The 20709-nt window shown below is 37.7% G+C and carries 19 protein-coding genes and 1 pseudogene; 9 read left to right on the top strand and 11 right to left on the bottom strand.

Going from position 1 to position 20709, the window contains the following annotated elements; genetic code table 11:
- Positions 1 to 1588, top strand: a 1588-nt coding sequence (locus L652_RS0116150) for a SulP family inorganic anion transporter (RefSeq protein ID WP_024603553.1), incomplete at its 5' end; no start/stop codon positions are given.
- A 51-nt stretch (positions 1589 to 1639) separates the two neighbouring features.
- Here L652_RS0116150 and L652_RS0116155 read toward each other — a convergent pair.
- Entirely contained in the window at positions 1640 to 2317 is a 678-nt protein-coding gene (locus L652_RS0116155; RefSeq protein ID WP_024596330.1) for a glutathione S-transferase family protein, read from the bottom strand.
- Between the two features lie 473 nt (positions 2318 to 2790).
- Here L652_RS0116155 and L652_RS0116160 point away from each other — a divergent pair, with 473 nt between their 5' ends.
- Positions 2791 to 4968, top strand: a complete 2178-nt coding sequence (locus tag L652_RS0116160; RefSeq protein ID WP_024596329.1) for a response regulator — start codon at positions 2791 to 2793, stop codon at positions 4966 to 4968.
- Between the two features lie 285 nt (positions 4969 to 5253).
- Entirely contained in the window at positions 5254 to 6612 is a 1359-nt protein-coding gene (locus L652_RS0116165) for a serine hydrolase domain-containing protein (protein ID WP_024596328.1), read from the top strand.
- Positions 6613 to 6670: 58 nt separating this feature from the next.
- Here L652_RS0116165 and L652_RS0116170 read toward each other — a convergent pair whose 3' ends face one another.
- The 7 genes from L652_RS0116170 to L652_RS0116200 form a co-directional block, all read right to left on the bottom strand.
- Positions 6671 to 7012: a YajD family HNH nuclease gene (locus L652_RS0116170; RefSeq protein WP_024596327.1), complete on the bottom strand. Its 342-nt coding sequence runs from the start codon at positions 7010 to 7012 to the stop codon at positions 6671 to 6673.
- A 37-nt stretch (positions 7013 to 7049) separates the two neighbouring features.
- On the bottom strand, positions 7050 to 7985 hold the full coding sequence (locus tag L652_RS0116175) for a hypothetical protein (RefSeq protein ID WP_024596326.1): 936 nt from the start codon (positions 7983 to 7985) through the stop codon (positions 7050 to 7052).
- A gap of 112 nt (positions 7986 to 8097) precedes the next feature.
- A complete protein-coding gene (locus L652_RS0116180; protein ID WP_024596325.1) occupies positions 8098 to 8685 on the bottom strand; it encodes an ACP phosphodiesterase in 588 nt (195 codons plus the stop codon).
- Between the two features lie 213 nt (positions 8686 to 8898).
- Positions 8899 to 9132, bottom strand: a complete 234-nt coding sequence (locus L652_RS0116185; protein WP_024596324.1) for a ChaB family protein — start codon at positions 9130 to 9132, stop codon at positions 8899 to 8901.
- A 16-nt stretch (positions 9133 to 9148) separates the two neighbouring features.
- Positions 9149 to 9718, bottom strand: a complete 570-nt coding sequence (gene sodC, locus L652_RS0116190; protein ID WP_024596323.1) for a superoxide dismutase family protein — start codon at positions 9716 to 9718, stop codon at positions 9149 to 9151.
- A 587-nt stretch (positions 9719 to 10305) separates the two neighbouring features.
- On the bottom strand, positions 10306 to 10800 hold the full coding sequence (locus tag L652_RS0116195) for a general stress protein (protein WP_002958042.1): 495 nt from the start codon (positions 10798 to 10800) through the stop codon (positions 10306 to 10308).
- 212 nt (positions 10801 to 11012) lie between these two features.
- Complete coding sequence (locus L652_RS0116200; RefSeq protein WP_024596322.1) at positions 11013 to 12245, bottom strand: cytochrome c; 1233 nt, start codon at positions 12243 to 12245, stop codon at positions 11013 to 11015.
- Between the two features lie 350 nt (positions 12246 to 12595).
- Between L652_RS0116200 and L652_RS0116205 the strand changes: the two genes are divergently transcribed.
- The 6 genes from L652_RS0116205 to L652_RS0116230 all read left to right on the top strand — a co-directional run bounded on the left by L652_RS0116205 (position 12596) and on the right by L652_RS0116230 (position 18652).
- Positions 12596 to 12841, top strand: coding sequence for a DUF4235 domain-containing protein (locus L652_RS0116205; protein ID WP_002958040.1), 246 nt, complete (start codon positions 12596 to 12598; stop codon positions 12839 to 12841).
- A gap of 384 nt (positions 12842 to 13225) precedes the next feature.
- Positions 13226 to 13534, top strand: a complete 309-nt coding sequence (locus tag L652_RS0116210) for a hypothetical protein (protein WP_024596321.1) — start codon at positions 13226 to 13228, stop codon at positions 13532 to 13534.
- A gap of 303 nt (positions 13535 to 13837) precedes the next feature.
- Positions 13838 to 14986 carry a hypothetical protein gene (locus L652_RS0116215; protein ID WP_024596320.1) on the top strand — a complete coding sequence of 383 codons (1149 nt, stop codon included), beginning with the start codon at positions 13838 to 13840 and terminating at the stop codon, positions 14984 to 14986.
- Positions 14987 to 15754: 768 nt separating this feature from the next.
- Positions 15755 to 16867: a DUF262 domain-containing protein gene (locus tag L652_RS0116220; protein ID WP_024596319.1), complete on the top strand. Its 1113-nt coding sequence runs from the start codon at positions 15755 to 15757 to the stop codon at positions 16865 to 16867.
- Positions 16857 to 17906 (top strand): AAA family ATPase, encoded by a 1050-nt coding sequence (locus tag L652_RS0116225; protein ID WP_024596318.1) that lies wholly within the window; start codon positions 16857 to 16859, stop codon positions 17904 to 17906. Before L652_RS0116220 ends, L652_RS0116225 begins: the two co-directional genes overlap by 11 nt.
- 5 nt (positions 17907 to 17911) lie before the next feature.
- Positions 17912 to 18652, top strand: a complete 741-nt coding sequence (locus L652_RS0116230) for a hypothetical protein (RefSeq protein WP_024596317.1) — start codon at positions 17912 to 17914, stop codon at positions 18650 to 18652.
- 543 nt (positions 18653 to 19195) lie between these two features.
- Here the strand turns inward: L652_RS0116230 and L652_RS0116240 are convergent.
- The 3 genes and pseudogenes from L652_RS0116240 to L652_RS0116250 form a co-directional block, all read right to left on the bottom strand.
- The gene (locus L652_RS0116240; RefSeq protein ID WP_024596316.1) at positions 19196 to 19480 is read right to left on the bottom strand and encodes an addiction module antidote protein; all 285 of its coding nucleotides are present in this window, start codon (positions 19478 to 19480) and stop codon (positions 19196 to 19198) included.
- A gap of 5 nt (positions 19481 to 19485) precedes the next feature.
- The gene (locus L652_RS0116245) at positions 19486 to 19782 is read right to left on the bottom strand and encodes a type II toxin-antitoxin system RelE/ParE family toxin (protein ID WP_024596315.1); all 297 of its coding nucleotides are present in this window, start codon (positions 19780 to 19782) and stop codon (positions 19486 to 19488) included.
- A 316-nt stretch (positions 19783 to 20098) separates the two neighbouring features.
- Positions 20099 to 20709: pseudogene (locus L652_RS0116250) on the bottom strand (glycine dehydrogenase (aminomethyl-transferring)); the annotation flags it as partial.

Consider the following 20709-nt stretch of genomic DNA (forward strand, 5'->3'; position numbering starts at 1 on the left):
CGCCGCCGTAGGGTTATACTCTTGCATACTGCCAATGATGCTATATGCACTTTTTGGTACTTCAAAACAATTAATAGTCGGCCCTGATGCCGCAACCTGCGCCGTTATTGCCGCTGTAGTAACACCTCTTGCTGCAGGTGACAGCTTTAAGCATTGGCAACTTGTTGTCACCATGACCGCTATGACCGGCTTTTGGTGCTTTATAGCCAGTAAATTTAAGTTAGGTGTATTAGCTGACTTTTTATCTAAACCTATTTTATTGGGCTTACTAAACGGCGTAGCTATCACTATTATTGTGGGTCAATTTTCTAAAGTATTTGGTTTTACTTTTGATGAGCGCTACTTACTTGAACGCCTCGGTGGTGTGCCCACATACCTAGCGCAAACACATGTTCCCACCTTATTAATGGCTTTGTTTACACTGGCGGTCTATTTTGCCATGAAACGGATAAAGCCCACGTGGCCTGCATCTATGTTTGCTATTGCTTTTGGTGCGCTTTTGGTATGGATTTTTGATTTAAAACAATTTGATATAAAAACCATTGGCACCGTAACTGGCGGGCTTCCCGTTTTTAATACCCCTGTTTTTGATTTAGGGATTATTCGTGAGCTGGTGGTACCCGCACTTAACTTAGCCATCGTGAGCTTTGTTAGTATGATGCTAACTGCCCGCAGCTTTGCTGCTAAAAATGGCTACGACATAGACGCCGATAAAGAATTTAGAGCGTTAGGTATTGCCAATATAGCGTCAGCTCTTTCGCAAGGTTTTGCAGTCAGTGGCGCCGACTCACGCACCGCGGTTAACGATGCAACCGGTGGTAAAACACAGTTAGTATCAATAATTGCAGCAGCTATTATTGCGCTCATAGCTGTATTTTTAACAGCCCCACTTGAATTTATTCCAAGCGCAGCGCTAGGTATTGTACTTATTATTGCCTCTGTACACTTACTCGATTTAAAAGCTGTTTGGCAATTAAAACGAAAAGACAAACAGGCATTTTATCTCGCCTCAGCCACCTTACTTGCGGTGTTATTTATTGGCGTTATACCAGGGATCACACTTGCTGTATTACTAGGGTTATTTCAATTTATTCGCACTGTTATGCGCCCAACAGACAACATATTAGGCGTAGATGTTAACGGTGTAGTAAGAAGTTTAGACGCCACAGATAAAGCAAAAGCAGTGCAAGGCGTGTTTATCTATCGCTTTAATTCACCTTTAACTTACTTTAATGCCAGCTACTTTAAACGCAGATTACTTGAGCAATATGCAAGGCAAAAAGACGACACTCAATGTGTAATAATTGACGCTGTGCCCTGCTTTACTCATTTAGATTTAAGCGTAATGGCCATGCTTGCAGATCTCGACGTTATATTTAAAAAGCGTGATATAAGGCTTGAGCTTGCAGGTAGAAAACGCCAGTTACTTTCGTGGTTTGATATTGCAGGAATGAAGTCAGGAAAAGAAGGTATATATATTCACTCAGACTTATACATCGCCCTAAAAAGAAATAGCGTAAGCCAGCACACACAAGAAGTTAGCTTGTTTGAGTCAGACGAAAATAAAGAACCGCTCACACAGCAATAAATACAATAAGCAGATCAGCTAACTGATCTGCTGTTTAGTATTAATTACTTTTTATACTTTTGGGTAGTTTGAAGGAAAAAACGCTTTTTTAGCGTCTTCATCAAACTCTTTTTTAAAGGCTATATCAGTACCAATTGCGCGTGCACGTGCAACCGCTGGGCGGCTATCAATGCTTTCAAACCAACGCTTAAGATTTGGGTATGGTGCTAAACCCTCTTCACCTAATACAACCGGTGCTTTATCAATCCAACCCCATGCAGATACATCAGCAATGGTATATGTATCACCCACTATAAAGTCACGACCTTCAAGGTGAGTATCAAGTACTTCGTAATGGCGCTGCGCTTCACGTAAATAACGATTAACCGCGTAATCAAGCCCTTCTGGCGCCATGTGTCTAAAGTGAACACTTTGCCCTGAATACGGACCTAAACCCGATGCGATAAACATTAACCACGACAGCATTTCAGCGCGGTCTTCTGGTTTTCCTTCAAGCTTCCCATACTTTTCAGAAAGGTACATTAAAATAGCATTCGAATCGAACACACGCGTTTCACCATCAACAATTGCTGGCGCTTTAGCGTTTGGATTAATTGCTTTAAATTCAGGTGTATGTTGCTCACCTTTTAAAGTATCAAGAGGAACAAGTTCAAACGGTAAGCCTGTTTCTTCTAAAAAGAGCGCAACCTTCATTGGGTTAGGTGTATGGTGAAAATAAAATTTAATCATGTAAAGTTCCTCAATAATTGAGCAACGATTAAAGCACAACTTGAGCGGGTGTTCAAATTAAGTTTTAACTAAGTAAAATACACAGTTAAAACGTGATTTAATTGTGAGTATTTCATTCGTAAATATCACTTATGCCAAGGAAAATATCAGCCTTTGCGAGAAGTAACATGCTTTTAGAAATTTATGATTCACAAGGTGAAGAATTTGCCCACCAGCAGAGCTGCTGAGTTTCAAAATTTACAGATGATGTAAAACTATAGACTGGTTTAATCCTTATTAATTCCGATCTTAATTACTGAGAGTGTTCAGTATGGAAAGATCCTTTTTACTTTCGCTGGTTTTATAAAAACTTCAAAAAATAATAATAGAGTAGCAAAATGCAATGTCTTTTTTTTAGCCGGTTCTACATGTTAAAGTTGTCATTATCACTAAATTACTCTTATAGTGAATCTATATAAATATTGAGCATTACTATGATAAAAGCACAAATACCAGCTGACGAAGAATCTAGATTAAAGGCCCTTTACGAGTATGAAATATTAGATACTGAAGCCGAAAAAGTATTTGATGATTTAACTCAACTTGCTTCTGATATTTGTGAAGCCCCCATATCACTTATAAGCTTAGTTGATCCACAAAGGCAATGGTTTAAATCAAAGTATGGTATCGATGTAGACTCCACTGAAAGAGATATCGCATTTTGCTCTCATACAATACTGCAAGACCAAGTATTTGAAATACAAAACGCTCTACTTGATGAACGTTTTTATGATAACCCTCTAGTAACCAGCGATCCAAACATTCGGTTTTATGCGGGCACACCGCTAGTTACACCTAGTGGCAGCACAATTGGTACATTATGTGTTATCAGCGACCAGCCAAAAAAGCTAACTCAAACACAAATTAACGCACTGAAAATACTTGGCAAAGAAGTTATCGCACAACTTGAGCTCAGGTTAAACAATAGAAAGCTGGCCACTGCATTAAAACAACAACAAACACATAATAAAAATCTTGAAGAATTAAAAAAAGAAGCTGATACAGCTAACACTCTAAAAGGTCGATTTTTAGCAAATATGTCGCATGAGCTAAGAACTCCGCTGCACGGCATTTTAAATTTAGCTGAGTTTGGACTAGCAGAGACTTCAAATATAGAAAAAGATAACGCCTTAAAGAGTATTTTAAGCTCCGCGAATATACTCTCAAATATTGTAAATGATATTTTAGACTTTTCAAAAATTGAAGCGGGTAAATTAAATATTGAGAATATTAACTTTAACCTGAGCGAAGTCATTAACAATGTAATTAATCCACTAATGAAACAAGCCACAGATAAAGGCATAAAATTTATTCCATCTATAGATAAAAATATCGCTACAACCCTAAAAGGCGACCCTGTCAGAGTTTCTCAAATTTTAAATAACTTATGCTCAAATGCGATTAAATTTACACAACAAGGCCAGGTAGAGTTTAAAGTCACTGTAAAGGAGAATCTCTTAAACACGCAAAATATTGTATTTGAAATAATCGATACGGGTATTGGTATTAGTAAAGCTGCACAGCAAAATTTATTTCAAGAGTTTCATCAGGCCGATTCATCTACATCTAGAAAGTACGGGGGCACGGGACTTGGCCTCTCCATTTGCACCAAGCTAAGTGATTTAATGAATGGCAAAATCAACTTCACGAGTAAAGAAGATAAAGGTTCTGTATTTACTTACCAACAAAGCTTTGAAACATCAGAACTCGATGAATTATTAAAACCAAATAAAGAAATAACCGATTTACAAGGGTGCACTATTTTGGTTGCCGAAGACAATAAAGTAAATCAAGTTGTCGTAAGTAAAATGCTACAAGCTCATAATGCGAAAGTAATATTTACCGAAAATGGCAAAGAATGCGTTGATTACTTTTTTGCCAACCATGTTGATTTAATTTTTATGGACATTCAAATGCCAGTGATGGATGGAGTGCAAGCCACTAAGATAATTAGAGAGCAACAAACAGATAAAACAACGCCAATTATTGCCATGACAGCCAACACCATGAAACCAGATATTGAACACTATTTAGATATTGGTATGGATGGCTATTTAACGAAGCCATTTAATAAAGATCATTTAAATAGCTTGCTCAATGTTTATAATCCAAAAAACTCAAATCTCAAAAATTTAGCAGTTAAAGTTAGTAACCCAAACATTACGAGTGAACGTAAGCTAAAACAGATATGCAATGAGCTAAAAAAGTTAATTTCAAATGCCGACAGAGTCAGTCTATGGTTGTTTAATCACGACTATACTGCCATTAATAGCTTAATTTGCCTTGATGAAAAAAATGAGATAGTAAGTAATGCAGTTTTAAAAGCTGAAGACTTTCCTGCATACTTTGACTATATTTTAGAGCATAAAGTATTAGACGCATCAGATGCGAGAAACCACGAAATCACTAAAAACTTAACCAAGGTTTATTTTGAACCATCAAACATTTACTCCTTGCTTGATTACATCTACTTTATTGATAACAAACCGCTAGGTGTTATTTGTTGTGAAAGTGTTGGCTCAAAAATTTCATGGAGCCATGCAGATAAACTGTCACTTATTAAAGTAGCTGATGTAACAACCTTGTTTTTATCCAAACAGTTGAAATCATAGTAGCTGCTTAATATATAAAATGGGAGGAGTGCCTAATTACTTAAACTATTTAACTAAGCGGCACATGCCACCAAGGTTATGCGCGTTTATTGATTTAACAAAAAAATTTTAATGTATATGGGTAACTAAAGCGAAGCGTTGAGTTTACTTTTTAGCTGTGCAATATTAACTGGCTATAAACTAAAAATATAATACTTATAAATTAAAGTAAATAACCGCTTAAATGAAGCACAAGGATCGCTAAACCTATTTACAGGTTTGGTATAAAAACTACAAAGGATGAATATGATTAAGCCATTTTACGCTAGCTGTTTGTTAGCCCTCTCGCTATTAACACCCAGCCTTGTAAAAGCAAACCCGACAGCCTCGCAGTATCAGGAAATTCTTAACGAGAGCCTAGTTGAAAACGAGCCCGGGGTATCGGTAATTATAAGTAAAAATGGCAAAGTACTTTTTAAAGGAGCGCGCGGGCTTGCCAACCTTGAGCATAACATTGCACTTAATGAGCAAAGCGTTTTACGTTTAGGTTCTATTTCAAAACAATTTACTGCAGCTGCAATTATGATGCTGCAAGAGCAAGGTAAGCTAGCGGTTACCGATGATATTCATAAGTATGTTGCAAGCTTTCCTACTGAAGGCAACCTCGTCACAATCGAAAACTTATTAACCCACACCTCAGGCATCGCCAACTACACAGATGACGACGACCTATTCGATAAAGAAATACAAGTACCCACCAGCGTTGACGATGCGTTAGCGAGATTTGCCAAACACCCAATGGTGTTTAAACCCGGCGAAGCGATGGCTTATTCAAATACCGGCTATTCACTGCTTGGTAAAATAATTGAAGTGGCAAGTGGCCAGTCTTACAAAGACTTTATTGAACAACACATATTTAAAAAGCTAAAAATGAACCAGAGTAGTTATGAAGGGCAAGAAATTGTTGCCCATCGCGCATCTGGCTATGAGCAAACAGGGCAAGGATTTATCAACACCAGCTACATTAATATGGATTGGCCATATGCCGCAGGTGCGCTTATATCTACTCCAACTGACTTAAACATTTGGTTTAGTGCCCTATCGTCTGGCAAGCTCATTAGTAAAGCAAGTTATGAGAAGATGGTAAGCCCTTTTAAACTCAATGACGGCAGCTTTTCATCCTATGGTTACGGATTAATTATTAAGCCTTTGAATGAATACACCGTAATTAAACACACTGGCGGAATAAATGGCTTTTTAGCACATGCACGCTATATTCCAGAGCAAAAGCTATATGTTGCAGTACTGGCTAATTCAAACCACATAAACCCTATTTTTATCAACGAAAAACTCACAGCCAAAGCACTGGGTATTGCGCTCCCCGAGTTTAAAAAAGCAGATGTAACAGCGCAGCAGTTAGCGCCCGTATTGGGTGATTACCGTATTGATAAAAACACCTTACGCAGCCTAATTTTTGAAAATGACGTTTTGTATTCTAAGCGCACCGGTGGCGATAAAACAAAACTTATTACGATGTCTAAAAATAGCTTTTACTATCCTAATTCAAACAATTACTTAGTAATAGAAAAAGACAGCCAAGGCCAATTAGTAATGAAGTATTTTAGTGGATTATCAACAACGCCCACTGAGGCGATTAAAATTTAGCGACAAGTTTGAGCGAGGCACAAAATGCTTCGCTCTTGCTAAATAGCTCTCTCTAAAGCTACTTGGATTTACTAAGCATCGCTTTTAAATCGGCAAATGGAGAATGCGTTGCAGCCTCAACTTTTCGCTCTGTAGTCGACCCGCCATACATAATATGTTCGTGGTATTTATTGTGCTCATTGTCGTGGCAATAAATACACAATAACTCCCAGTTACTGCCATCCTCTGGATTATTACTATGGTTATGATCTATATGATGCACCGTTAACTCTCGTAAATTAGAGTACTCAAACTCACGGGCACAACGCCCGCATACCCAAGGGTATAATCTTAAGGCTTTAATTCGGTAACCTTCCTCTTGCTTCACATAAGCCTGAGGTACTGCGTTATTCTTACTCATAGTATTCCTGGTAAATTTACTATTTCGGTGATCAATACTAAAAAAACTTAATTACTGACAAATCACCAAAAGAAGTATCTATATGCCGGCCTGTTTGCTCCCACGCACGTAGTACGACCATAATTTTTTTATTGTCGGAAGTCCAAGAAATTCCACCGCCGTATGCTTCAACTTTTTCGGCGCCCGAATCTTTTAACCCCAGCCCAGGGTTTGTGTTTTGAATATGCCCTTTACCTACTTTGTATTCAGCAAATACGTGAACATTATGCGGTAACGAAAATGATAAAAGCGAGCCAATACTCGCCCCATACGAATTAGAAATTAACTTAGTGACCTGTGGTGCAGACGAATTTAAAAAATCAGCCTGAAACACAATATTATCTTTATTCTCAAGAGATACATGCTTGAAAGACCAAGCGCCAACAATACTTAACGACATATCAAATTTGTTACTTAGCTTTGGCCTATTAAGAAAAAAATGCTCAAACAAAGACGCTTTATTATTGAAGGTATAAAAGTTGTGTTGGCCAGATAGCTCAAACTTGGTTGAACGTGTATTTTGCGAGAAAATTTGATCAGTTTGATTGCTGCTTAAATTGCTAGCCGTGCTTTGCAGCCCTTCAAGCGTTTGATAGTTAAATGTGATTTTAGAATTTTTAAATTTTCTATACGAAAGCAGTATATCCTGTGTTTTTGTTTCAACATCATCTTCAAAAATATCGGCTGAGTAGCCAATTTCAATGTCGTTAATATCAAAAAACACACCCACACGCTGGTTATTTATGGGCTCTAACGAAAACAGTGTTTTTTGATTACTCCCCGCCAAGTCGTCGTATATTAACGCATGGCTAGTATTTGGGTTTGAAATAGTTGTGCGTACCGATTTTAAGTCGAAGTCAAAAGCTAATACAGAACCAGATAGAAATGCCGATAAAACGGCAAAGCCCACAATAACTAAATAATTGCGATTCATTAAAAACACTCAAAGATTAATTTGTATTAGAGTAGCGTTTTTTTCACCTTAACTTATCACAAAAGATTAACAATTTATGAAAACTTTAAATAAAGTTCTTTATCTAACTTTTTTAAGTGCTTTCAAGACTAAACTCATTCACATGCTTAACCAGCTCCGGAAAAAACGTTAAAAACACGTTTTCTAATTCATTGTAGTTACGCTTTATATCATCAGCCGCGCCCGCAAAAGTGTTCGTAAAACGAATGCGTTTGGCTATGTTATCGAGCGCAAGCCCTACTCCCTCAACGGTTTCGTACTCTTTAAACCAATCGTTTTTAGTCATACTTGTTACAACATGCTGCATACGCGGTGGCATAACAGGTATACGGTTATTTAAAAGCTGATAGCTGGTGTACTTAAAATCACTTAAAGGTTGCTTGCTAAATCGTTGCCAATGCACAATTAAAAAGTGATCAAACACCACATCAATAGCCACACCAGCAAAGCGTTTACGCTCGGGTGAAAAGTATTGTTTAGCGTGTTTAACTTCGCGGTGAGAGTCGGTAAATTTATCAACTAAATAATGGTTATCGAGGCCATTTTTAACTGAGTTTGGTAAGTGCTTTACATGTCTTTTTCCACCAAAGTCACCCAACAGGTTCCCAAAGTGAGAATCGGCTGTGGGCTGCGCTAAATAAAGATGAGCTAAATAATTCAAAGTGTTCTCTGATTGGCTAATACAAATAAATAATAACGCAAATTTAAACCAAACTCACATTCGTGTTTAAAGCAGTACTTATGGTTTTGCTTACCAGTTTTTACTCAAACAGACTGCAAAGTATTGTATAAACATCGCAACTATAAAACGAGTATATAAAAAGCCGCTATATCAGCTATGGCGGCTTTTTAATGCTTAAGCTTTGTTGTTAGTTTAGTTACTCGACTTTACCCAATTTCCATTATCATTTTTGCTATAACTATTTTTAACCGCCGACCAAGCTGCTTTGTGCGCTGTTGTTTCGCGGTCATCATCGTTTTTTCTATCGCTAGGGTCCTTATAGGTATCCCACGCACTATTAAACGCCTCTTGATATATCTCTTGAGCATGTTTAGGTAAGTTACTTTTTACCGACTCAGGTAATTCATCACGATTTTTATATGGCATAACTTGCTCCTTTTATTTACTCAATTACGCCACAAGCAACACGTTTGCCACCGCCACCTAATGGCTTTGGCTTATCTGCATAGTTATCACTTCCTTCGTGAATCATTACTGCGTGTTGTTTAAGTTTTTCAAGCGTGAGCCTTGGCGCTAAAACAGGCGATTTAGCTTGACCACTTTCATTTACATACAACGCCGGTAAATCGCCTAAATGGCCATCCCCCCAAGGAGCATCATGATGCTCGCTAGCTTTTGGATCGAAATGCCCACCAGCGGCGCCCCCCGGCACAACTTTATCGCCTTTTTTCTTGGGTTCACAACTTGCAAATTGGTGAACATGAAAACCATGCTGCCCCGGTGTTAAACCTTTTAAACTTGGTGTAAAAACAACACCGTTATCATTTTCTGTTAGTGTAATAGTACCTAGTGATTGCCCTTGACCTGACTTAGTTACTTGGTGCATTTGAACTTTTACATTAGCCAGTGCGCTATTTTGTAGTAACACACCGGTAAGTAGTATCGCAAAAGCTGGTTTTAAAACACGGGTTGAAGGTCTTTTAGCGTTTGAATCAAACTGCAAACAATTCATCATCATCTCCTCGTTAGTATCAAATTAATAAAGCAATAACGCTAAATTAAGCGACTATTAAACAAGTAGTTTCAATGTATATACCAGCCCTACGCGTAAACATGATTTTATGTATTATTTATTTTTAATTTATTGATTAAAAAGTAAATTTATAGTTTTTATTACGTTTAAATAAATAGCTAATTAATTAAAAAAACTGACTTTCACCCAAAAGTTAAGCAAAAACCAAGGCATATTTACAAACAGAATGGCAACTTTACAAAACTCATAAAAGAAGACTACCAACGCTCCAGTCCAAAAAGACAAGCCAAGTTAAAAAGTAGCTATTAAAAAGGCCGTTATTATATAGGCGGTAGTCTCGAGAGTTGGTGTTGTTAGGGAGGCCTTACGACATGTAATAAAAAGCGCCTATCTAAATAAGTCTTTTCTATAATCAAAGCATGTTTAAAACCAATTTACTTATATATGGAGTTTATTTAATGACAAAAAATTACGTTAATATTTATAATTGCTCCGCCGTTAAAAACGAAAAAAAGGTGAAACTAAGTTTCACCTTTTTAATTAATTTTGAAACTAATTAGTTAGCATTAAGCCGTAGAAACGTTACTTGCGCCTGCATTGTTAAGTATTTCTTCAATAGCGTTTTTGTTGTCACTATCGTACTTAACACCAATTAATATAGAGCCCTTTTCAATGGCATCTTCATAATACTTAATTTCGTGCTCAGGAATAAATGCACCAATTGCAGCACCTAAAGTACCACCTACTGCGGCGCCTGCGCCACCAGCAGCAAATGCTGCGACTAATGGTCCGGCAACTAATAAGCCCGTACCACCTGTTGCTACAGTACCTACTGCAGTAAAACCGCCAATAATTGCAGCAAGAATACCACCTGAAGCCGCGCCTACAAGGCCACCTTCAGCGGCTTTTGTACCTTCGTCTACAGCAAAATCTTCCTTTGCGTATGAGTCGTTGGCTACAATGCTTATGTCAGCTTCATTAATACCTAAAGCTTCTAATCTATAAATTGCGAGTGTTGCTTGTGATGCACTTTCGAATAACCCAGTAATAACGGTACTCATAATAACTCCTTTATTTTATTTAAGAAAATACACTTACTACAAAGCAAAACCCGAACCAAAAATTTAACTATTAAAAATCAGTGCCTTACATAAATTATTGTATCAATTTACTTATTTAAAAGGTAAAAGTTGCTAAGCTTTGTAAAAAACTCATACCTAATATAAGAAAACTTACTAGTAAGCAGTACGCAGCTTTAACATAAAATAAATTATTACTTACTCCACGTAATTTCAGCTAATTGGTTGGTCGCTGTTTGATGAATGATCAACCCATTATTCCCCATGCGCATATGCCTAATTAAGCCAGAGTAGACTCCTTCTTTACTCGGAATTTGCCAGCTTTGCATGGTTTCGGTATTAAGGTCGAACCTTACTAAGGTTTCAGGGCGTTTAGCTGACTCGTTAAACCAAATGGCGTTATCTGCATATTCAATTGCATACGGGTGGCTGTTTTCACCACTGGGATTATCCCACTGCGTTATTTTACCGTTTTTGGGGTTATAGCGGCCAAGTTTACCCATACCAGAGTTAACATAAAAAACCATATCGTCAGGTGTAATGGCTAATCGCCTAGTATGCGTTTTAGCGCCTGGGAGTTTAATCTCACTAAGCTCCATGGTATTTTTATCAACTTTAACCAAACAGTTACTACCATTACACGACACCCACGGCGTGCCTTTTGAATCGAGCTTAATACCATATGGGCGTGAGCCTTTAGTGGGTAAAGTAGCCAATTGAATATCGCCAGTTGTAGGGTCTAGCTTGCCAATCATATTGCTATGCTGGAGGGTAAACCAAAATATTCCGGCTTCATCAAATACACCAGTATGCGGGTCGCGGGCATTTTTATTTGGCATTTTAAACACTTTAAATTTTTCGGTTTTTAAGTCTAAATATCCAACCGTGCCATTTTTATTGCCTAAAAACCAAGGGGTTTGATTTTTATCAAGCGACACACTGTGCGCATAGGTGCCACTTGGCAGTGTGTACTCTTTCATATCGCCGGTTTGAGGGTCTAACCTGCCTAAAATATTACCCCACTGGCCAACCCACCAAATAATGCCATTTTTGCCTTGCACCGGATCGCGAGCCCGTTGCCCAAGCGTTGGCACTTGCCAGTACTTAAAATTGAGCTTTAAATCGCCCGTAACAACCTTAGACTCGCGCTTAGTGTTAACAGGATAATGCTCAGCTAAATAAGCACTTATATCTTTATTAAGCGCGGTATCTGCGCCCGCATCAACCATATAGCTTATTAATGTTTGCCAGTCCTGCTGGCTATAACCCGCGCTGCGCTCAAGGTTAGTTAAACTATGGCAACTAGCACAAAGCTGCTCAACTACTGGCCCCTTATCGTTGCTCAGCACTAGTAGCGGTGCAAACAAAGTGCCCGACACAGCCATTACCAAAACGTATTTATTAAATAAAAATCGATTTTTACTCATAACGCCCTCCCTTGTTTTTTAATATTAAAGCATAGGGTGAAAGTGTTTACTATCTGTACAGCAATGAGTGCGATAAGCCGGCTAGAAGGTGAGTTAAATTGCAGAGTTAATATCTAAAAAGAAGATTTTGAGCAGAGTTGCGCTCGCTCTACAATGGTTATTTAGCTTGTGTACAAATGTGGTGAAAGTGTGATGTGAGTGTGGTTTTAAACGACTAATTTGCATAAAACAAGAACGCCCTAATTTAAAAGCGCCTCAGCCTATCGGTACATAAATTGCTGTTATTAATATTCTTACTTAAAGAGTTATACATAAATAACGCTGCCGTTATTTATAAAAAGGAGAACATTATGAGTAATAAACAACTAATTACGACAATAGGTATAGGTCTCGCCGCTGCATCTGCAGGTATGTTAACAAGGAAAACTTTACAAAAATCGTGGGAAAAGGTTACCAACGAACCAGCTCCAAAAGATAGACCAAGCGAAGAAACAGATCTTAAAGAGGCCGTTACATGGGCAGTAGTCTCAGGTATTGGTGCTGGTGTTGCAAGAATGGCCGTACGCTACGTACTAGACAAGCGCCGATCCAAATAAACCTTCCCTATTAATACCTCTTATAAGTATTAAGCGTAATACGGTAAGGCTCTAAAGGCGGCTTGCGACAACCACTCCCCAGTTGTCGCAAGCAACTTGGCAAAAGCCTAGGTTAAGGTTACTTAACTATTGAGTTAAAAAATGGATTAATACCCAAATCGGGGTTCAGTGATGAAACTTAAAAAGTCGGATGGCGCGGCTGCGCCACTTATCCGACCTACATAGATTGAAAAACTGGAGGTGCCTTGCAACATGACCCTTTATTTTAAGCAAATACACTCTATTGGACATTAACTCCCTTTCAAAGTTGTTGCCTGCCTACAAGCTTGCGTATAATGCCCATATTCCGGCTGCATTTTTTAGCCGCTTACTTGGATTTTAATAATGAAAAAACTCTCTGCAGTGCAAATAAAACAGCAAGCGCTTGTACTTAATACTGCTGAAAAATTAGAAGAGCAAGGCCGCGCTGAGCTCCCTGGTATGTTGCAATGCTGGTTTGATGTGGAATATCACTTATTTCCAAGTTCACTACTGCTGTGTTTTCAGTTTGAAAACGAGCAAGCCTTAGCAGCCGCAGAGCCTGATTTATTAAAATGGCAAAAACGCTTAAGCGGCGCAATGCTTAAAAAAGGCGTGATTTTAAAAGATATGCGTAAACATTTAGTGTTTACCTTAAAAGGGCCTGATGATTAATAGAGGGTTTTAAAGGACTATAAAGCCTTTCGCTCGTATCGTCGAAGCGCATAAAACCATAATGAAAAGCCGTTGCATTGCTGTAACGGCTTTTTACTTTTATTAGAACTTAAAGTAGAACCTATAAAGATCAATTTTTGACTCAGGGATTTTTATTAGCCGATGATACTAATTGGCCGTTAAACAATACTAATGCACGGCAAAAGCAAATTTCAGTCGATTCAACGTTAATCGGTTGCCCTAAGTTAGTAATAATAGGATAGTAAATTACACATAAAACAATAGCTTTATCTTAGGAGTATTATGATCAAAGTATTATTAGCGACCAGCTTAATTGCCTCTTCATTCGCTGCTTTAAGTAATCCTTTAACTGTTGAAGAACAGCGTATCAACAAAGCCCAATCAGCAATGCCAAATGTTTTAAAAGCATTTACCCCACAAGTATCAAGTTTTGAGCAACAATTTAAAGAATTAAACGACTTTAAAAGTGCAAAAGCATTAGTACAAAGCTTTAGCTTTGAACTGTGGGAAAACGCCAAACAACGCATAATAAAAACCAGTAACTACGACGACCGAGAGCTCTACTGGGCACGCCTGCTTTCAAGCAAAGTAATACGCACAACGTCACCTAAATTTTCAATTACGCAGGCTCAACTAAATACTTTACTAACCCTACTTGAAGAAGGCAGCAGAGGACGTACCGATCTTGCTTTTTCATCAGGCAGTACTAAAAAAATATTACTAACGGGCTTTGACCCATTTTTACTCGATAAAAACATAAACCAAAGTAACCCCTCAGGTGTTGCGGCGTTATTACTCGACGGCCAAGTTATTAATTACAACGGCATCAACGCAGAAATTAACACCGTTATGGTGCCTGTACGCTACGAAGACTTTGATCAAGGTATAATAGAGTCGCTACTTGCCCCCTACTACGCACTTAATAATGTAGACATGGTAGTAACCGTAAGTATGGGCAGAACAGAATTTGATTTAGAGCACTTCCCGGGTAAACGTCGCAGTGTAACTGCCCCCGATAATGCCAATATTGTGTATGGTGGAACGCAAACAAGCCCAGTGATACCAAAACTCAATGGCCGACCGCTCCCAGGCAACGAGTTTGTAAAATTTAGCTTGCCTGTAACTTACATGCAACAAGCCAAAGGCCCTTATAAAGTTATCGACAATCATGAAGTCACCACGCTTGAAAAAACCTATAAAGCGAGTTCGTACGGCGAGCTTAAAAATAGTATTGCGGTTAATGGCGGCGGCGGTGGTTACTTGTCTAACGAAATATCGTACCGAAGTATTCGCCTGCGCGATGCGCTTAATTCAAGTATACCTACAGGGCATATTCATACCCCACGTATACAACAATTCGAACCTGAAACAGAAGCTAAAATAGTAAAACAGATAAAGGCAATGCTAGCGCAAAGCTTAGTCGCGCTATAGTTTATAACAACTAGTTTAAGCGCATAAAAAAGGGCAATAATATTGCCCTTTTTTTTCTCATGCACTCTCCCACGGTTAATCACATGGTAAACGCATTCTTAAACTCTACTCGTCGTGGTCTCGACAGAGTAATTAACTCTATGAACAATAAACTAAAAAGCTAGGTATTTGATGTGTAGTCAAAATTTGGCGCCTTTGGTTCCACTAGAAAGTCGACTTGCTGCACAAATGTTATGGGGCTTTGGGGATCTGCATGAAAGCTAAATCCTTTTACCATACTATAGAAATAATTAACCCCTCGCAGGGCGCTGAGCTTACGGGTAGCGGGAGGGGTGTTGTTACGGGTAATTATAGGGCTTAAAAGTATAACTTCAAGGCATTTGTTGTTTGGGCCGATATTGGCACTAAACGATGAGTGAGGCGAAAGCAGAGGTGCATATTGATACAAATCAACGTGATTACTACTTGGCCTTTTCGAATAAAGAGTTCAAGAAAACACAGCTGTCTGCTTAACCGTAACTTTCTAATGGGTGACCTCTTTAGTTTTCTTGGTTTCTGTTAATATGGACTAAACAATTATTACTTAATTAGTGGAGTAGTCATTGAAGAATGGTACAGTACAAGTCGCTGAGCAAACTAAAAATGTTAGATGAATAATTTAAGCAGCTTTTTAGAATCATTTATCAAGGTTGTATTTTTCAGATTGGCACATAAAATGATAAGATTTATTAGAAAAGTATCGATTTAGAAATAATCAGGGTTTTGACCATGAAAAATACGGATGATGAAATTGAATTTGAAGGTCAAGATGAACTTGAGTTGACTTTCCCCCCTCATCAAATGGGTACAGATACCCAAGTTAGGATAGCAAAAGAACAATCAAGTATTTTCGAGATTCTTCGGAGAGAAGAGCGAGGCGATTTAGTACTTGCTCCTGACTTTCAACGTGAAAATGTTTGGGATAAAAAGCATAAGTCTGAGTTAATAGAGTCTATATTGATGGGTATTCCGATCCCTTTGATTTACCTGTTCGAAAATGAAGATGGCATACGACAAATTATTGATGGTAAGCAACGCATTACATCTTTGAAAGGATTTTTAAATAATGAGTTTACTCTTTCAAACTTGTCTATGTTACCTCATTTAAAAGGTCTTAAATTTAAAGATATTTCTCCATTACTACAGGCAAAGATTGAAGATTATCAACTTCATTCTTATGTTATTCAGCCGCCGACGCCTGAATCAGTAAAATTTAATATTTTTGAGCGAGTTAATCGTGGAGGCGTTAATTTAAATAAACAGGAAATGCGACATGCGCTTTATCAAGGTAAGGCAACAAAACTTATTGAAGACTTAGCTGAAAGTCTTGACTTTAAAAATTCCACTGGTGGTGGAGTTAAATCGAATAGGATGCGCGATAGATATTTAGTATTGAGGTTTGTTGCTTTTTACTTATTAACTACAAACCAACTCCAAAATATTCAATATAGATCTGATGTGGATTCCTTTTTAGCTTCTGTAATGAAGTTTCTCAATACAAGAGCTAATGATGCATTAATTGAACATGCAAAAGCTGCTTGTCTATTTGGGATGAGAAATGTGTATCTAATATTAGGTGATGATGCTTTTCGCTTTACTCCTAAAAATGGTGGAAATAGAAGACCTGTAAATATGGGGCTTTTCGAAATGATAGTCTTTGCTTTTTGCTATATTGATCCAAATAAAATAGCTTTTGAAAAAGCTGAAGAGCTTGTTGAGAAATATAAAATCAAAGTGGATGATGATGAACTTTTTTCTGGTTCGATAGATACCAGTGAACATGTGAAAATACGTTTTGATATTGCCCAACAAATGTCACAAGAGTTAAATAATGCTAAATAAACTAGAGATCTTTAATTTAAAAAGTATAGACAAAGCTTCTTTAAAGTTAGCACCGTTAACTATATTAACGGGAGCTAACTCGTCTGGTAAATCGACTGTTATTCAAGCAATAATGTTATTGATAAAGCATAGTTCTATTAACAACCAATATAGCATGGAAGAATTAGTGCGCTATTTAGATGAATTTAGTTCTATTCGGAATAAAAAACAAAATGCAAAAGAAGTATTCATTGAAGCAATAGACAATAATAAAGAGAGCCATACTGTTAGCATTACTATTAATGGTGTTAAAGTTAACAGTAGCCTAAGTTATCTGTATGAAAATAAGCGAGAGCAAGATAACCCCGAACTATTGTATTTAAATGCGAACAGGATTGGTGCTCAAGATTTAGTACCTATTTCTGAAAGGAAAGTGGGCATTTTAGGTGAGTTTCTATTTTCTACTTTTGAAAAAATGAAAAGGCAAACACTACCTGCTGAATTAGTACATTTTGAAGGTTCAAAGACAATAGCTTATCAGTTAAGTCAATGGCTTAGTTTTATTACGTGTACCCCTTCTGAATTAGTTACAGAAAAGGTAAGCGATCAAGTCAAAGTGGCATTTAAAGTTGAGGATCTTGATAGTAATATTTCTCCCTTTAATTTGGGTGCAGGAATGAGTTATGTTAGTAAAGTCTTAATCATTTGTTTGATAGCAAAAAAAGGGGATTTAATTTTATTAGAAAACCCTGAGATTCAGCTTCACCCGAAAACTCAAGCTTTGCTTGGTGTATTTCTTTCATTTATTGCGAGCAAAGGAATACAACTAATTGTAGAAACACATTGTGAACACTTAATTAATCGTATCGCTTATGAAATTTACGAAGATAGAATCAATACAAATGATGTAGTTATTCACTATAAATCTAGTGTTTCAGAATCATTTTTAACCTTGTTTATTGATGAAAATGGTAAGTTTAATGATATAAATGGCAATGTAATTGGTTTTCCATCTGGATTTTTTGATGCAACCCTCAATGAATTAATGGATATGAGGTAATTCCTGTGTCTAATGGAAAAATGGTCTTGAGTACATCGCTTTTAATAGCATATGAAAACAGAGAAAAGCATCAAAAAAAATACAAAAAACTAATGCAAAAGATAAGCTTACCTTATTTAACAAATCATAAGCAAATGATTGAAGCTAAAGACAAAGGATTAGATATTGTTGATTATGAACGACTGCTTTCTCAATTGGCTAATAGAAGTGATGCTTCACATGAGATTGAACAGCTAGCAACTTTATCTAGCTATAAAGTTATTCTAACGGACGAGGAAAATCCTCAACTTCCATTCGTTAATTATAAAGAAGGTTTGATCGATAAAACTGTATCAGTACATTTAAAACCTGAAGATGATCGAACTTTTTTACTAAATTATTTACGATTAATTTGTTCTAATGCGACCAAAGTAGTCGTTTGTGACAATTATTTGGCAAGCAATTGGGTTAATACGAAAGCACTATTTCTAAGTATTTTACCAAGACAAGCTTTAACAATCGAATATGTCGATACTCCAGATGATATCCAAGCAATTAAAAATAGCCTAAAAATAACGCCTCAGTTTGTTTCAAATATTTACAATAATTGGACAGTACAGGTAAATACTGAATACTCTGGATTTCATGACCGTTATCTAAAAGTTTATTCACCAGAAAGTAATATTGAAATTATGCTTTCGAGTGGTTTTGACCATTTATGGAAAAATAATCCCAAAGAGATAACTTGCGTGTTTCGAGAAATATAAAACAACTGGAAAATAAAAATGGTTTACCTACTTGAAAACTCCACTCAACTAGGCAGCTGAATCAATGAAAAGGTCAGGTCTTGTTTCTTGCCAAGACCAAACACCAACCTCACGTTTAACACCCTTCCCCGTCATCACGCCCTGAAAATAAGCGATTGATGAGTAATGCATTTCATGGATGAAATGAAAGCCATGCTTGAACATGGATGTGCTTTCATGGCGTTTACGCTCACATCAATTAATTATTTGAAGAAAATAGCGTGATGCTCGGGTGCGCTGAGAGTGTCCAGAGAGGGACCAGCGGCAGNCTTTGGCTGCCGTCGCCAGCGCGACAAAACCTTGAATAAGGTTTCTAATTTCTAGAAGCGTGAAACGCATTCGCGTTATCGGTGATGATAACCTCAAGCACCTATTTAAATACTTATTCGGGCTATCGCCCGCGCGTCAGCAAGCTAAACGCCTACAACTAATAACATATACTCTTGGCTTTTGAGCGAGTAAGTATATTTGTGATTTGTTGGGTTTCGTTGCACTCTACCTAGCCTATGCAATTTGTGTTGTAAGGCGAAAGTTAAGTGCTTTCATCACTTTAAAAATCGTTTCCCAACGTGGCTTGGTTTTACCGTTAACTGCTTTATATAAGCTTTCACGGTTTAACCCCGTTGCTTTAGCAATATCACTCACGCCATGCTTTTTAACTAATAAGCCCAGTGCTTCAATAAAGGTATTTGGATCATCATCAGCTAAACACTCTTCTAAAAATGTATTAATTTCTTGCTGTGTTTCCATATAGTCAAACGGGTTAAAATCTGATGTTTGTAGCGCCATAATAATTACTCCAATTCTCTTAAAAGGGCTTTTGCTTTGGTAATGTCTTTACCTTGTGTGCCTTTGTGTCCACCATTGAGTAGTAAAATAACTTCACCGCCTCTAATTACGTAATAAACACGATAGCCTTTCCCTACGAAAATTCGCATTTCAGATATGCCACCACCAACAGATTCACTATCGCCAAAGTTTCCATTTATGGCACGTGTAATACGTTTAGCTATTGCCATAAAAGCTTGACGATCTTTGAGCTTTTTAAGCCATTTATCGAACTCGTTGGTTTTCTTAATACGATATTTCATAAAACCATTGTAGCCCAAAGGCTACGTGCGTGCAATTTTATTTAAGTGATACCGAATTTTGATTTAACAATCAACGCGTCAGCAAGCTAAACGCCTACAATAAATAACATATACTCTTGGCTTTTGAGCGAGTAAGTATATTTGTGATTCGTTGGGTTTCGTTTCACTCTACCCAACCTACGCCCATATTATTTATGGCGAATCACCACACACAAAAAAGCCGTTGCATTACTGCAACGGCTTTTATAATTTTGATAAATTCCCAAACTATAATGGAACTTACTACCCATTAAAGTTCAAAAATTAGTCTCTGCTCTTAGTCGCGATAAGTCTCAACCGCAGGGCATGAACACACCAAGTTACGGTCGCCGTATACGTCGTCTATACGTGTAACGGTTGGCCAAAACTTGTTTTTAGCCACTGCAGGCACTGGGAATGCAGCGTAAAAACGGTCGTATGCGCGGTCCCATTCGTTACCTAACACGTCGCCTTGTGTATGCGGTGCAAACACTAGCGGGTTGTTTTCGATTGACCATTCGCCAGAGATTACTTTTTCGATTTCGCCTTTAATTGACACCATTGCTTCGATAAAGCGGTCAATCTCACCTTTTGATTCAGACTCAGTTGGCTCAATCATTAATGTGCCAGCTACTGGGAACGACATAGTTGGTGAATGGAAGCCGTAATCTTGCAAGCGCTTAGCTACGTCCATTTCAGTAATGCCTGATTGCTCTTTAAGCGGGCGTAAGTCAACAATACATTCGTGAGCAACACGGTTGTTACGACCACGGTATAAAATTGGGAAGTGCTTGCTTAGCTCATGCGTTAAGTAGTTAGCATTAACGATTGCCATTTCAGTGGCTTGCTTTAAGCCCTCTGAACCCATCATGGTGATGTAAGCCCATGAAATAGGTAAAATAGCGGCTG

The sequence above is a fragment of the Pseudoalteromonas sp. TB25 genome (assembly GCF_000497995.1).
Taxonomy (GTDB): Bacteria; Pseudomonadota; Gammaproteobacteria; order Enterobacterales; family Alteromonadaceae; genus Pseudoalteromonas; species Pseudoalteromonas distincta.